This is a genomic window from Streptomyces sp. NPDC001933, assembly GCF_042890955.1.
In the GTDB taxonomy this organism is placed as follows: Bacteria; Actinomycetota; Actinomycetes; order Streptomycetales; family Streptomycetaceae; genus Streptomyces.
Map to the genome: position 1 here is coordinate 1 of NZ_JBIASS010000057.1, position 14,267 is coordinate 14,267.

Consider the following 14,267-nt stretch of genomic DNA (forward strand, 5'->3'; position numbering starts at 1 on the left):
GGCTCGACCGACACACCGCCGATCACCAGGAAGAATCCTCCGCGCAGCCAACCACATGATCAACCCCCGAAGGACTTCCGACGTTGACCACTTAGTTTGATCGAGGCGGGGGTGGAATCTGCTACCCCCGCCCCACCGTGCGTTGCCGTGGAATCGAACCACGCTAGCCGTTGCCGGCGCAGGCTTTACAGCCCGCTTGCCTCCCAGGGCTCAACGCTCGCAGCTCCCCGTCGAGGATTCGAACCTCGATTTCCTGATCCAGAACCAGGCGTGCTACCAGTTGCACCAACCGGGAATGCACTGTCCGGCCTGAACTATGAAACCCTGACGTCGGCTGGAGTGTCACCTGGTTTTCCCCGAGTGCAGGGATCTCGCCCCGCCTACGACCGCCCACCCTTCCGAACCGTGACGTCCGGGTGTTGGCCGTCGCGCCACGGTGGCAGCCCCGAGCGCAGCTCGTCGAGTAGGACAGACGCTCTCCAGGAAGAGCGTCGAGCAGGTCGGCCTGGGCGGCGCGGATGCTGTGCGCGGGATCCTGAGAGCCCGTGCCAAGGGCACGGCTCGCCGGCCTGACCTCGGCTCGCGTCCTGGTGGTTGGTGGGGTACCGGTAGTTCTAATAGTGGTGAACGGGCAACGGATGGAGGTGTCCGCGCCCGAATCGGCTGCTGAACTAGACGACCTCAGACTGCTGCCCACCAGATTCCGCGCTTGGTGGAGCTGAACGCCGGTCGGCCGACTGACCCGCACCGGCCCCCCGCACCGACAGCTGGACGAAGAAGGCCGGGCCCCCCGCTTGAACGCGACGGGAGCACCGACGTCAGGTGTTCGTGAGCAGCGCCGAAACGGCCGTCTCCGTGACTACACCCGTTTCGCCCCTGAACCCTGCGGCAGCGATCCCCTGGCCCTGTCATGGGGAGAACCGGTACGGTCCATCAGCCTCCAGGACGGGAAGATCACCGGGCACAGCGTGGCAAGCAGATACACACCGCCAACCGCCAGCAGCGCGGATGACAAGCCGACCGAATCCACGAGGAAGCCCGCGGCCAGTCCGCCCAGCGGAGTGACCAGCTGGACCGAGGCCGTTGTCGCGCTCAGCACGCGGCTGCGCAGGTCCTCCGGCACCGTCTCATATGTCACGGTGGCCATGATGGGGTTGAGCACACCGAAGGCGAGCCCCTCAACCGCCATGATCACGGCCAGCGGGGTGAAGGTGTCGGTGAAGGCGGCCACCACGAAGCGCGGCAGGCCCCCGATGAGAAAGGCGATCGTGAACACGGGCCACCGCCGAAAGCGGTTGCCCACCGCCCCATGGACCAGCGCCCCCGTGAGAGCGCAAACCCCGAACGCCGCGTTCAGCAGACCGAGATCGATGGCACCGTCAAGCTCCTCACGGGCATGCACGGGCAGGAGCACGGCGCTCCATCCCTGATCGAGGCCCCTGGTGACCAGCGTCATCAGGCACAGGCCCAGCAGCAGCGGCGTCGCCGCCACGAAGCGGTAGCCTTCCTCGAGTTCACGACGGTAGGCCCGCAGCGACGTCGGCTCGGCCCGTCGTTGAGCCTGCGCCTCGGGCAGGCCACGCACTCCGAACGCGAACAGTGGCGCGGCCACGGCGAAGGTTGCGGCATCCACCAACAGGACGTTCTCGGCTCCGAGTACGGCGATCAGCACACCTCCGAGAGCGGATGCCGTCAGCGCCGCACAGCGTGCCGCTCCGTCGTACAGCCCGGCAGCCCTGGTCAGCGGCATTCCGGCGCGTTCGGCAAGCGTGGGCAACAGCACGCCGCGAGCGGTTGCCCCCGGCGCACGGGACAGCCCTGTCATCGCCATCAGCACGCACAGCATCCAGAACTGCAGGATGCCGGCGAACTGCAGCAGCGGGATCGCCGCAACGGCAACTCCGCAGGCGAGATCCGAGGCGACACTCACCCGCCGTCGCCCCATCCGGTCGATGACCGGACCGGTGACGAGCGCGGCGAGCACTGCGGGCAGCAGTGTGCAGAACGCGACGATCCCCGCCCTGGCGGCGCTGCCCGTGCTTTGCAGCACGAACCACGGCACGCCCATGTATGTGAGGCAATTCCCTGCGATCGAAACGAGGTTGGCGGCAAGAACCGTTGCCAGAGGACGGCGATCAACCGCCCCGGAGTTTTCGGACACCACGGTGGTCTCCCATAGGGGAAGCGCCCACCGTGAACGAAGTAGGTCAGCCGGTGGGCGAAGCGAAGTGGTCAGCGTCTGGCGCGCATGACGAGGCGCACCGCGGTGCGGTGTTCACAAGCAGCGCCTCCAACACTTCGCCGGGATGACCACCCGGCACCTCCACGCATTGTGACGTCGAGTACCGGCCCTCCGCAACGACGATCCGCCACAATGAGCGAGCTCGCACAGGGAATTGAAGCCTCCAAACAGGTCGGAAAGCTGGAGAGTAGCGTCCGAGCATGTTGATGGGGTGCCGTACGACTGGCGAGAGACGAGCCACGTCCTCGTAGCGTTCGTAGAGCTGCCCCGATCGGTCCTCCTCCCCCCGTTACCGTCTTCGTGGCTCCCTCCGGATTCCTCATCCCACCGGCATACCGCAGGGATCACGAACCGTCACTCCCCGACGACAACCCGAAAACCTCAGTAGCTACTAGGTCGACCAGCGCTGCCCGGAGGGGCCGCAGGAGGGTGTCCTTGGCCACCGCCATGCCGAGTTTCCGGGCGAGCCGTGACCCGGGCCTGCCGGCCAGAACTTCGGCGACTCGGGCCAGCTGCCCGTACAGCACTGGGGTGTATCGGGCGTGCGGGCGGGTCAGGCCTGGTATCTGCTCGGCGAATGTCACTGCGGGGCAGTCGGCAGCGAGGCACTTGAACCTTCGTATCAGCAGTGTGATTACGACAGGCAGCCCGCCCAACCGAGCGTCTGCCAGGCGCCGTTCGTACCGATCGTGCACGCTGGTCGAGCTCCTCCCACACCGCGGACATCGCGCCGACGGCGTACGAGAACGCGTACGTAGGGCACCCCCCGTCCACGCACCGCTGTACGGACTTGATTTCCACTTCCGACAGATGCGGCAAAAGCCGCTGCAAGCCCCCTGAACTGCACACCCGTACAAACGATCAACCAGGCACCGCGTCACAAGATCAGCGACAGACCCCGTTGGTCCGTACACAACTGGGGAGAAAAGTCCGTACGCCGACAACAGGGGCGGCCGCCTGATGGACAGCCCGTTCCGGGGGCGGGCGGAGTGTCCATGGTGGCCGAGGGCCAGCGGGTGGTGCCGTCAGCGAGGGGTGAGGAGGCAGAACTCGTTGCCCTCCGGGTCGGCCAGAACCGTCCAGGAGATGGCGCACTGGTCGATACCCGGGTCGGTGGCTCCCAGGGCGCGCAGTCGGGCTGCCTCTGATGCCAGGTCGTCACCGGGGTAGGGGCGGACGTCGAGGTGGACGCGGTTCCACACGCTCTTGGTGTTCGGGCTGCGGAGGAATTCCAGGTAGGGGCCGACGCCTTTGGCGGAGCGCATGGTCGCGTGGTCGTCGGTGACCTCGTGCAGCGCCCAGTCCATCGCCTCGCCCCAGAACCGGGCCATCTCTCGTGGGTCGGTGCAGTCGACCACCACCGCGGCGATCGGCCCGGTGTTCCGGTAGATCGGGCGGGGCTCCAGGACGCAGAACTCGTTGCCCTCCGGGTCGGCCATGACCGTCCAGGGGGCGTTGCCCTGACCCACGTCAGCGAGCGTCGCGCCGAGATCCTTCAGGCGTGCGACCAAATCCGCCTGATGGGCGGTCGAGGTGGTGGCCAGATCAAGGTGCACCCGGTTCTTGACCGTTTTGGGTTCCGGGCGGGCGACGATGTCGATGCAGACGGCCGCGGGGTCGGGGTAGGCGAACCCCACGGGTTCGAGGTTGGTCACGCCGGGTCCCTCGCTGTCGACACCCCAGCCGAGTGCCTCCGCCCAGAACCGGCCGAGCACGGAGTCGTCCTGGGCCTTCATATTGATCTGCACAAGTCGTGTTGCCACGCCGCAGATCCTAGATGATCAGTTCCAAGGGGTCAGTGGTCATACGAGGTGAGCGAGCGGAGGGTGTTTCGTCCGGTGTGTTCGTTGTGCCAGATCGCGGCGGTCAGCGCGAGGATTCGTTGCATGACGCGTGCGATGACCCCACCGGGTTTTGAACGCCCTCGTTCTCGTCTCCGCAGGCGCCCCTTGGGATTGATCACCTACATTGGGCAGCATGTCCGCGAGTCTGTTGCCACAACATCGAATCCTCGACACTGAGCAGGCCGAAAGGATGTTCGCGGTGTCGGCCGACGTCGGGTATCCGTACCGGGATTTCGCTCGCGAGCAAGAGATTCGCCTGTACCCCACCGGTCTGACCGTTGACGGCGACCTTGTCTCACGACCACCCGTCATTGACTGGAATCCCTGCAACATGATCGTGGCGGGGGACCTGACCGTCGATGGGGACCTGTCCATGTCGTCCTATGGTGGCGGCTGCTTTCTGCTGGTGACTGGAGACCTGCGGGCACGTAACATCTTCGTCGCCGGAGAGCCGAACGTGGTGGTGCGCGGTGACCTGACTGTGTCGAACGGCGTCTTTGGTCAAGACAACTACGGCATCCTCGTCGTCTGCGGACGCACCACCGCCCGCATAGTCATCAACACCTCCGGCTTCAACATGGTGTTCGCCGAAGATCCCCAGGCGTTCGTCATGGGTCATCCGAACCGCCAGAACGTCGCGAGCGATATCGACGACGAGCTGGAGCTCGAAGACGTCTTGGCCACCGACCTTCTCGACCATGGCGTCGCCAACGTCCCAGCGATCCGTGCGGCGTTGGTGGCCGGACGGTCGATCCTGCGGCCAGGCATCTCCAGCGACGCATCTTGACTGGCCACCCGGAGGCCACTGACGCCAAATTGCTTCGCCGGCCGTGGCCTGGTGCTGCTTTGCGGCAACGGCGAGCGCTCGTACGCGCAGGCGATCCCTTGGAATCGATCATCTAGGCCGGTCGACGTTGCACGGCGTCGGCGATGACCGCTGTCACGAGCTTGTTGACGGCGGCCGTGGTCGGCGGGCCGGAGTCGCGGTCTGCGAACAGGAGGTGCCTGTGACAGCCGACCTCGCCTGCCTCGCCAACGGGCCGGGCCGGTTGTCAGTGCAGGCCACTACCCTGCCCCGCATGGCAGTTGACCCTGTTGACCCAATGAAGAGCGACCCCGATCGTCCCGGGACGGGAGGCAGCCGGGAGCTGCCGACCGCCGCCCGGGGTGTCAGGCAGATCCTCACCGAGCTGAACGACGACGACGGCGCGACCGACGCGTTCTGGCGGCTGCTGGAGCGCAGCACCAAGGTGCTCGGCGATCAGCATGGTTCGGTCCGGACTCTGACGGGTGATCAAGAGCTGTGGGAGCCGCTGCTCCACCAGGGCGACCTCGTCGTCACCGGCCATCTGTATGTGCCGACGGCGATCGTGGTCACCGGCTCGCTCACCGTCGGCGGCTGCCTGTACGACCGCGAGGACGGCTCCCGGATCGTCGTCGGCGGGAACCTGACGGCGCGCGCGGTGTTCAGCGCCGGCGACCTGCTGGTCCGGGGCGATCTCGGAGCGGACATCGTCTCCTGCGTCTGCCTCGACCCCCGTACGACCGCCACGGGCACCGTCCGGGCGCGGCTGGTCCTGGAGGAGGACCCGGGGGATCGCGGGGCTGCCACGGTGGACGCCGGCATCCACCTCGACTACGACACCTACCGCCTGGGATGGGACGACCGGGAGGGCCTGCGGGAGCAGCTGCGCGCGCTGCTGGTGGACGAGGTCTTCACCAAGGACGACGACAGCGACGGCGACGACGAGTTGCGCCTGGACCGGTACGAGGTGTTCGACCGGCTGCTGGCGGAGGAGCGAGTGTTCCACGACGATGCCAGCTGACCGGCCCGCCGCCCCGTGGGCACGGCTACGCACGGTCGTAGACGACCGTACGGACGTCCCCTGCGCCCAGTGCCTCGGTGACGAGGGGTTCCACGCGGTTCCAGGTGCCGCCGGCCAGGCCGCAGCCGATGCGGGGCATGTGCACCGAGGCGTGCAGTCGTACGGCGTGCTCCGCCAGGGTGTGCAGACACTCCCACACCGCGTCGTAGCGGATGGGCGGGCCACTGTCGGCGGGCTTGGTGCCGGACTCGGTCCGGATGCCCTCGCGGGTCCGGATGCCGTGCCGGCCGACCATGTTCGCCACCGACAGGGCGGGTTCGCGAGCCGGAAGCCCGAGGTGGCACGGTCGCGGTACAGCGCCGGAACTCCCGCTCGGGCTCGGGCCGGCGGCGGGAGATCGCCCGGTCGATGCCGGCTCCCCAGGCGCCGATGTCGTTGGGGACACGGGCGATGGTCTTGTTGCCGTCGGCCTCGGGCGCGGCGGCGTCGCCGTTGACGAAGTCCACGGGCAGCACTCCCTGGTGGTGTGGGCGGGTCGGTGGGGCGGGTGCTGCGGTGAGGGGCCAGGGCATCTGCCAAGCCCCTGGCCCTGGGCCCCTCACACCGCACCGAAGCGGTTACGGGGTGTCTGGCCGGCCGGATGCGGGCGTGGTCTCGTGGTAGCCCGCCCTCTCCTTCTTCGCGATCAGTTTGGCCGCCTTCCCTGCCGCCCGCGCCGGGTCGGCGTAGCGCCGGGTCTCCACGGCGCCGACCGCGCCGACCTTGCCCTCGCGGGTGGAGACCACGGAGTTGGCCGGGTCGTGGAAGAGCTCCCAGAAGCGGGCGGGCTTGCCCTTGCGCCGCAGCTCGAAGTGGCGGCGCTCGGCGTCGGGGTTGAGCCGCTGGCCGTGGTAGAGCTGCGCCACCACGGGTGCTGCCGCCTCGACCACACCGGCGAAGTCGCTGAGGAACCGGGTGGCGAGCATCCATGACAGCGACTTCTCCCACCAGAAGCCCCCGGGGGCGTCGTAGTCGGTGTGGGTGAAGACCCGTCCGTCATCGCCCTCCTGGTCCGCGACGACGGTGACGAGCAGCGGATCGCCGTCGCCGAACAACTCGACCAGCGCATCGAGCGCCTGGCCCAGCTCCCGTGCGACGGGGCGCCGGGCCAGCATCTGCGCCGGGGACAGCACACACATCCCCTTCCCGCCCGCCACGGACCACCGGGCGTGGCCGGCCCCCCGCCAGAAGGCGCGCAGCACCTCCGGGACCGGGTGCCGGCGTTCGGCCTCGAAAGCGGCGATCTCGTCGTCGGTCACGCCCGACCCCACCTCGACCTGCAACCCGACCTTGTCGATGAGGCCGCCGTAGCCGTGGGCGGTGAGGTACTCGGTGATCTCGGTGAGGGCTTGGGCGTGCCAAACGGCGTCGCGGGAGTCGTCGCGGATACGGTCCCTGATCCACTGCCGTACCGTCATGTCCTCGGGCCGCAGGTAGTCCCCGTCCCACTCCAGGCAGCTGAGGGAGGCGTTGCGGTCCCGCTGGGCTTCCATCTCCCACCGCTGGTGCGCGGCGATCGCCTCGGCCTCGCTGGCGTACCGGGGGCCGAACCGTTCGGCCGTGCCGTCGAAGACGCTGAGGTAGCTGCTGCCGCTGCCGCCGCCCTTGGACGGGGTGTAGTAGGTACGTACGACCGCGCCCTTGTCTGGCACGTACCAGGGACTCGACTCGGTCATCCCGCCCGCCTCGGTGCTGCTCCTGAGCCACGCGAACGCCTCGGTGGCGGCATCGGCATCAGGAAGGACCAGGCCGAGGCTGTTGACGGATCCGGTGTTGTTGCCGCCCCAGCGCACGGTGATCCGGTCGCCGTAGCGGACGGTCTCGGTGTAGTGAACCGCCCGGCGGTCCCAGAACAGCGCCCGCTCGGACAGTTCGGTGGCCCCGGTGAGGAACTCCCCCATCATCCCGTACCCGGCGGGCCGGACCTCGAAGGGCGGCTCGGCAAGCTCGTACCCGTCGAAGACATGGACCGCGCCTTCCATGTCGAGGAACCAGACCTCGCCGCTTTCCCGGTCGTGCAGGACCCTCCACTTCACGGTCGTCCCGGCCAGGATCCCGAGGCTCTTGTCGGAGATCTTCCGGCGCGGCCTGCCGACGGCACGGGCGGCCACTCCCTTGTCGAGCAGGCGGCGCCGTTCGGTGTCGGCCTCCCCGGACAGCACCGCTGCCAGCCGCTTGGCCTGCTTCTTCTGCTCCAGCGGGTTCGTCCACCGGTTTCCGCGGGCGTGGTCGTCGGGCGCCAGCGGCTGCCCGTCGAAGGAGGCGGCGAACGCGTGGGCAGCGCGGACCAGTTCGTACTCCTCGGCGGCCAGCGCGGCATCAATGCCCGTCACGAGAGCGTACTTGAAGAAGCGCCGCGCGGTCTCCTCCCGCGGCACCGGCCAGCCGATGAGCTCCCGCAGCAGGTCCACCTTCGGCGGGCCCTGCTTCACAAAGTCGGCGAGGGCGTAGCCGTAGCAGCCTGCGGCGAGGCCATCGCGGCGGTCGCGCAGCGCGGACATCGTCTCGCGGTGGACCTCGTCGGAGAAAATGTTGCCGATCGCGTCGCCCATCCGCCAGTATTCGCGCCGCTCGGTGAACAGCCGCTCGATCAGCGCGGTCCGTGAGCGGGGCGTGTTCATGTTGCGCACCGCGGAATACAGGTTCGCGACCACGTCGTCCAGGAGGTCGTCCTCGGTCTCACCGTGGTCGAAAACCTTCCCGCCCTTCGCCGTCGAGGCGGCGTAGCGCCGGCCGTACTCGTCCAGCGCCTCGATCAGGTACTCCTGCGCGCCCACGTGGTCGAAGCGGTACAGCTGGTGCCCGGCAGCGTTCCGGGCGTGGATGTTCGGATGGGTGAGCCGGTTGGCGACCATGGCGCGGGCGGCCCGTACGGCCTGCTCGTCGCTGAGCCGGGGCAGGACGTAGGTCTCCTCCTCGAACGGGCAGAACAGCTCGGCCCACAGCGGGTCGATGGTGGTGCGCGAGGCGGGCAGCTCCGCCAGGCGCATCAGCTCGTCAAAGACCTGCGGCTTGTGCGCGATCGGGGCGAGGGCCTTGAGGACCTCCTCCTTCATGTCCTCGACCGTCATGGTCGCCATGAAGTCGCTGTCGTCGGGCTCGGCCGTGTGCTGCAGGATCCGCAGCAGCACGCCGACGAAGGGGTGGTCGGCGGAGGTGATGCCGTCGGCCACCTCGGCAAGCACCTCGGCCTGTGCCGGGGTCGGCAGCGCCTCGAAGCCCTTCGCGGCCAGCTCGGCACGGTCGGCGTCGGTGCTCGCCAGGACGGTACGGATCGCCCATGCGCTCACCTCGGCGGCGTACTGGTCCACATCGGCGCGGTACAGGACCCGCCGGGCGACCACCCGCGTCAGCTCCGGGTCGTCGATCCGGGCGGTGATCTCCGCGCAGTCCTGCGTCGTTGCCAGCAGCTCGTCGAGGACCGGTACGGACGCCTCGGCGAGAGCCCGGGCCCGCTCCAACTCGTCGTCGGGCATGAACAGCTCGCGCCCGGCCAGTTCCTGGGCCCTGCCGACCAGGGCGATCACGCGCCGGTGGTACGGGTCCTTGGCAAGCAGGAAGCGGGCGACGGACGCCAGCGCGTCGGCGTCCCGGATCATGCCGTGGACGAGCCACACCACGCCCAGCACCTCCATCCAGCTCGCACCGGTGCCGAGCACGGCGCGCGCGAAGTCGTCCGCGTGAGGACTGTGTGGGCGGCCCGCCCGCCCGTCGAGCACGGCGCGTACGGCGGAGGTGCCGGGTGCTGGCTCCATGCGTACGGCGGCTGCCGCGACCTCCGCCTCGGTGAGCGTGCCGGCCTCCAATCCGTCGTACACCAGGCCGAACTTGAACAGCGGCCGTACGCCGGGGGCGATCTCCAGGGAGACCAGCGCGGCGGGTGCCCGCCGATCCCGCTCGGTGGCCGCGTACAGCAGAGCGAGCGAGCGCCGGGCCCGGAAGCCGGGGACGACCGGCAGGTCCCCGTCGAGCGGCAGCTCGCCGAAGGCGGCGGCGAACTCCTCGACCAACGGCTGGCGTTGGCCCTGCGGGCCGATGGCCGCGAGTACGCGGGTCCGCCACTCGTCCATCGCCAGCAGAACGGTGTGCAGCAGCCAGTAGACCGCGAGGTGCGGATCGGCGGCGAGGTGGGGCAGTTCGGCGCGCAGGGCGGTTTCGGCGGCCTGGTCCGTGGGCCACGCTGCGCGCAGATGCCCGGCGGCGTTCCGGGCGAGTTCCTCGTCGCTCTGGATCGGCTTGCCCTGCCTGTCGTGCAGGGGCTGTGCCAGCAGCCACACCAGCCACTGGTAGCGCTCGGCCAGTGCCGCGGTGGCGGGTATCTCGGACGGCGTGTCCCGGCGGTCCTGGCGGTCCGTGCGGTAGGCGTCGATGAGCTTGTCCTCGTCGCCGCCCGCGTCGAGTTCCTGCTGGAAGGAGATCCAGTCCTCCAGCGAGTCGAACCTCTCGTAGATCTCGCGCGTCTCGTGGTCCTGCCACCACACGCGACCGTCCCCGCGCACGTCCAGCAGCGTGTAGTTGTCGCCCTCGTCGTCAAGGACGAAGAAGCCCGCGAGGGTCTTGTCGATCGCGCCGAAGTAGGAGCAGTTGGCCGTCAGGTGGGCCTTCACCAGACCGTCGTGGTGCGGTTCGGTCAACTGCTCCTCGGACGCCTCCAGCATCCGAGGCGTGATCGGTAGCCCGTAGAACCGGCTGATCTGGTCGTGGCTTCGCATCGTCGCTCCTCCTCGGGGGATCGGGCGATCCTCGCACAGGGCGCCCACCGGAGGGATCCGTGGAAATACCCAAGCCGGGTACGGAAGTTCACCGCCGAACTCCCGGGCAGCGGGCCGGCCGCTGCGCTCCTTCAAGGGCTGGGGCGCGGACCTCTGCCTCCAGCGACTCACGGACGGACGGGGGGCAAGGTGGCCGGATGCGGGACCTCGGTGCGGAGGCCGTACAGACCGGAGCGGACTTCGACGAGGCCAAGGACGCGGCCCGCGCATACGCCGCCACCCGTCCCGGCTCCGTGTTCGTGGAGGAAGGCGACGAGCCGCTCATCGCCGAAAGCGCGGGCACCATCGCCGTCGAGCCGGCCCCGCTCGGCCTCGACACGCTGCTCGTCCCGGTCGGCAACGGCGCGCTCATCAGCGGCATCGGCTGCTGGGCGAAGGCCCGCTCACCCCGCACGCGGGTCATCGGCGTGTGCGCGGCCGGCGCACCGGCGTGCCCAAGGCCACTGGCCCGGTGCACACCATGGCGGACGGCATCGCCGTACGAGTACCCGTGCCGCGGCCGTCGCGTGGATGCGCGAGTACGTCGACAACGACGTGCTGCTCGTCGACGAGGAGGACATCCGCCGCGCTCTGAGGACGGTACGGGACACCCTGGGGCTGATCCTGGAACTCTCGGGCGCGTTCGGGATCGCCGCGGGCCCTGCGTCACGACCTCGGCGCCGGCTCTCTGGGCACGATCCTCTGCGCCCGGGGCCCCAAATCGACTGAGCCTTTTCCAACCTCAGGTTGAGGCGTGGTGAAGAACGAGGACGGTCTTCACGATGTCGGTGATCCGGTTGGTGCTGCAGCGGATCTTCCGCAGGAGGCGCCAGCCTTTGAGGGTGGCCATGGCCTGTTCACCGAGGCAGCGGATCTTGGCATGGGTGCTGTTGTGGCGGCGCTTCCATCTCTTGAGGCGGGGGCCTCGGGACGGTACCCGGTCCACGGCCAGCACCAGCCGACCGTCCGCCGCCCTCGGCAGCGGCATCCCGGCCAGGGCGCGACGCAGCCGGGCGACATCGATCCGACCCTGGTTGAGCCCGCCGTACAGAGCTCCGTGCCCACGGCGGTGTTCAGGCGCGAGCGCGAGATCGACCAGTGTCCGCACCGGCCCGTCCGTGCACAACAGCGCGTTCGAATAAATCGAACAACGCGTCGCCCCGCGCGGTCAGACACGCGTACAACTCCGGCCGGAAGTGTGACACTTCCGCAAACGCATCCCCAAGGACGCCCTGACGCACCAGACTCACGGCCACGGCCTTCGCACTGTTCCTATGCCTCTGTGACGGAGCACATGATCAGACGAGGGCCGCCTCAGCATCCGGCGAATGCCCAGGCCAGCGGCCCAGTTCGAAGCGCACTCGACACCGGAGGGCAAGAACAGCTCAGCGGAAGGGACCGTCGGGTGTGAAGGCGTGGGCAGCGAAGCGCTTGCCCATCCGGCGGTACGCGGCGGCGGTGGGGTGAAGGCCGTCGGTCAGGTCGTCTGTCTCGTCCGGGCCGAGCAGTGCTCGTCCATCGAGACAGTGGAGGTGGGGATCAGATGCCTGTCGTGCTGCGGCGATCCGGGCCAGCTCGGTGCGGACCACCGTCAGCGACAGCGCGCCGTCGGCCACATCGGTCGGGTCGCCCAGGGCGGTGATCCTCCCGTCCGGTCCGGTCCTGGTCGGGCCGGGAACCTGCTCAAGGGCCGGGCAGCTCACCGGGGAGATCAGCAGCAGCGGGGTGTCCGGGTGACCGTCCCGGATCGTGTCCAGAAATCCGTGTACCGCCGGGCCGAACGTCCGCAGCCGGAAGGCGGACAGGCTCACGATGTTGATGCCCACCTTCAGGCTGATCAGGTCGGCTGGCGTGTCGCGGATCGTCCGGGCGACGTAGGGGTCCAGCAGTGCGTTGCCCGCCTGGCTGAGGTTGATGACCTCCACCCCTCCGAGCGCGGCTGCCACCACCGGCCAGGTCCCGGTCGGACCGTCAGCCTCGATACAGTGGCTGATGGAACTGCCGTGGTGCACCCAGCGGCGCCGCCCGTCCTGCAACGGCGCCAGCACGTCGCCGTCGGCGCGCAGTGCCACAAGTTCCGTAGGGGTCTGCTGCGGAAGCCACAGCTCGACGTTCTTCATGCCAGCCGGCAGTCCGGCGAACCGTACGGTCCCGGGTTTGCCCGGGATGAGTCGCTGTGAGGCTCCAGGGCCCGCCATTCTCAGCACGTTGCCCACCGGTGCCTGCCGGCGCCCGGCCAGGGCACCGTCCACCAACAAATCCAGCATCCCGGTCGGGCGAGGGTGGGGGTCGGCGGCGAACTGGCCAGTGGAGGTGAGTATCTCCAACTCCAGTGCGCGTGCATCGGTGCGGAACACCAGCCGCACTCCCGAAGGCATCACGGTCACCCCGTAGACCGACGGGTCCTGGTACTGCTCCTTGGTCCACGCGGGCAGCCGGCGCGGCATCACCCCTGCCGCTGTGGTCTCCAGGTCCAGCGCACCCCGTAACTCCACCGGCCCGCCCACCAACGGGACCGTCCGCATCGTCACCGTCACCGCTCCTGTCCCGGGTCGATGTGTTCCGGAGATGACATCGGCCCGGTGCCTCCGTGGTTCATCGGCGCCCGCCGAACTCCCAGGCGTGGACCTCGATGTCCGCGTACCGGTCCGAAGTCAGGACGGCGCGTGCCGCGTCCGGGTTCGGGGCCCTGAGCAGCACCGCCGTACCCAGCCATGTGCCGCCGTCGTCGGCCAGCAGTGGCCCGTACGCGATCAGTTCGTCCTGGTCGGGTGGCGGGGTGAGGTCTGCGGCGGGGCCCTCGCCGAGGCCGAGGACCAAGTACTGGCTGCCACTGCTTCGGTCACCGGGAAAGTCCCACATGGTGCGCCCCAGCACGTTGCGCCACCGGCGCAGCAGCACGTCCCGGTACGCACCGGCCTGGTAGTTGGGTTCGTCGAAGGCGAACGTGCGGGCGGCGGCAGGGTCGGGCAGATCGATGATGTGCACGCTTCCGGTAAGCGTCTCACCATCATTGGTGAAGGTCGGGCCGCGGGCGATCAGTTCCTTCGCGTACCGGTCCATGTAGGACCAGTGATTCTCCAGCAACTCCTCGCGCAGCGCGAGGGAGTCCGCCCGGTCTCGGTGGTAGCAGAAGTACTCCATGGTCACAGACACTTCCTCATCGAAGACACCGTCTCAACCGGCTTTGTCGCCGAAGACCCCGCGTTCCAAATGAAACAGCATTCCGTCAAACGGCGTAGCCACCACGGCTGCGCGGTCTCAGCCAAGTGGCATGCGCTGCTCTGCAGCCGAGTGACAGAGACCGCGTCCGGCGCTGACGTCCCCAGTTCGGGACAGCCTACAGCCGCCCAATGATCACGCACCGGACTTGAGCAGATCCCCAGGCCAGCATGTCACCTACCCAGTGATCACTAACGGATTTGCCACCCGCGCAAGACCCGCCTTGGGAGGGGCGGGTCTTCGGGGCCCGGAGGCGGGGCAAAGGTGTGCCTACGCCTCGGCGACGGCATCCATGGCGGCGGACAGCTGCTCCAACACCCTTACGGTCTCAGCGAATTGCTCC

Annotated in this window: 10 protein-coding genes, 1 tRNA gene and 3 pseudogenes; 4 read left to right on the top strand and 10 right to left on the bottom strand. The window is 68.7% G+C overall.

The genetic code is table 11. The annotated features are described in order from the left end of the window. Positions 1 to 223: 223 nt before the first annotated feature. The 4 genes from ACFYY7_RS43600 to ACFYY7_RS43615 all read right to left on the bottom strand — a co-directional run bounded on the left by ACFYY7_RS43600 (position 224) and on the right by ACFYY7_RS43615 (position 4,005). Positions 224 to 295 (bottom strand) — tRNA-Gln (locus ACFYY7_RS43600). Positions 296 to 859: 564 nt separating this feature from the next. Next, on the bottom strand, positions 860 to 2,164 hold the full coding sequence (locus ACFYY7_RS43605; RefSeq protein ID WP_388671465.1) for an MFS transporter: 1,305 nt from the start codon (positions 2,162 to 2,164) through the stop codon (positions 860 to 862). A gap of 422 nt (positions 2,165 to 2,586) precedes the next feature. Then, a complete protein-coding gene (locus ACFYY7_RS43610) occupies positions 2,587 to 3,156 on the bottom strand; it encodes a transposase family protein (RefSeq protein WP_388671482.1) in 570 nt (189 codons plus the stop codon). Between the two features lie 111 nt (positions 3,157 to 3,267). Then, the gene (locus tag ACFYY7_RS43615; RefSeq protein WP_388671468.1) at positions 3,268 to 4,005 is read right to left on the bottom strand and encodes a VOC family protein; all 738 of its coding nucleotides are present in this window, start codon (positions 4,003 to 4,005) and stop codon (positions 3,268 to 3,270) included. Positions 4,006 to 4,219: 214 nt separating this feature from the next. Here ACFYY7_RS43615 and ACFYY7_RS43620 point away from each other — a divergent pair, with 214 nt between their 5' ends. Then, entirely contained in the window at positions 4,220 to 4,873 is a 654-nt protein-coding gene (locus tag ACFYY7_RS43620; RefSeq protein WP_388671471.1) for a hypothetical protein, read from the top strand. Positions 4,874 to 5,165: 292 nt separating this feature from the next. Continuing rightward, entirely contained in the window at positions 5,166 to 5,912 is a 747-nt protein-coding gene (locus ACFYY7_RS43625) for a hypothetical protein (protein ID WP_388671474.1), read from the top strand. A 25-nt stretch (positions 5,913 to 5,937) separates the two neighbouring features. On the opposite strand, the gene ACFYY7_RS43630 is transcribed toward ACFYY7_RS43625, so the two are convergent. Together ACFYY7_RS43630 and ACFYY7_RS43635 are read right to left on the bottom strand one after the other, a co-directional pair. Then, positions 5,938 to 6,216: a hypothetical protein gene (locus tag ACFYY7_RS43630; RefSeq protein WP_388671477.1), complete on the bottom strand. Its 279-nt coding sequence runs from the start codon at positions 6,214 to 6,216 to the stop codon at positions 5,938 to 5,940. 313 nt (positions 6,217 to 6,529) lie between these two features. Then, positions 6,530 to 10,663: a WGR domain-containing protein gene (locus ACFYY7_RS43635; RefSeq protein ID WP_388671479.1), complete on the bottom strand. Its 4,134-nt coding sequence runs from the start codon at positions 10,661 to 10,663 to the stop codon at positions 6,530 to 6,532. A gap of 197 nt (positions 10,664 to 10,860) precedes the next feature. On the opposite strand from ACFYY7_RS43635, the pseudogene ACFYY7_RS43640 reads away from it, so the two are divergent. Further along, positions 10,861 to 11,124, top strand: a pseudogene (locus ACFYY7_RS43640) (pyridoxal-phosphate dependent enzyme); the annotation flags it as partial. Positions 11,125 to 11,233: 109 nt separating this feature from the next. Next, positions 11,234 to 11,431 carry a hypothetical protein gene (locus ACFYY7_RS43645; protein WP_388671491.1) on the top strand — a complete coding sequence of 66 codons (198 nt, stop codon included), beginning with the start codon at positions 11,234 to 11,236 and terminating at the stop codon, positions 11,429 to 11,431. Positions 11,432 to 11,444: 13 nt separating this feature from the next. Here the strand turns inward: ACFYY7_RS43645 and ACFYY7_RS43650 are convergent. The 4 genes and pseudogenes from ACFYY7_RS43650 to ACFYY7_RS43665 form a co-directional block, all read right to left on the bottom strand. Next, a pseudogene (locus tag ACFYY7_RS43650) lies at positions 11,445 to 11,594 on the bottom strand (IS5/IS1182 family transposase); the annotation flags it as partial. Between the two features lie 48 nt (positions 11,595 to 11,642). After that, positions 11,643 to 11,943: pseudogene (locus ACFYY7_RS43655) on the bottom strand (transposase); the annotation flags it as partial. A 144-nt stretch (positions 11,944 to 12,087) separates the two neighbouring features. Beyond that, entirely contained in the window at positions 12,088 to 13,227 is a 1,140-nt protein-coding gene (locus ACFYY7_RS43660) for a GDSL-type esterase/lipase family protein (RefSeq protein ID WP_388671485.1), read from the bottom strand. Between the two features lie 70 nt (positions 13,228 to 13,297). Further along, a complete protein-coding gene (locus ACFYY7_RS43665) occupies positions 13,298 to 13,846 on the bottom strand; it encodes a YciI family protein (protein ID WP_388671488.1) in 549 nt (182 codons plus the stop codon). Between the last annotated feature and the right edge of the window lie 421 nt (positions 13,847 to 14,267).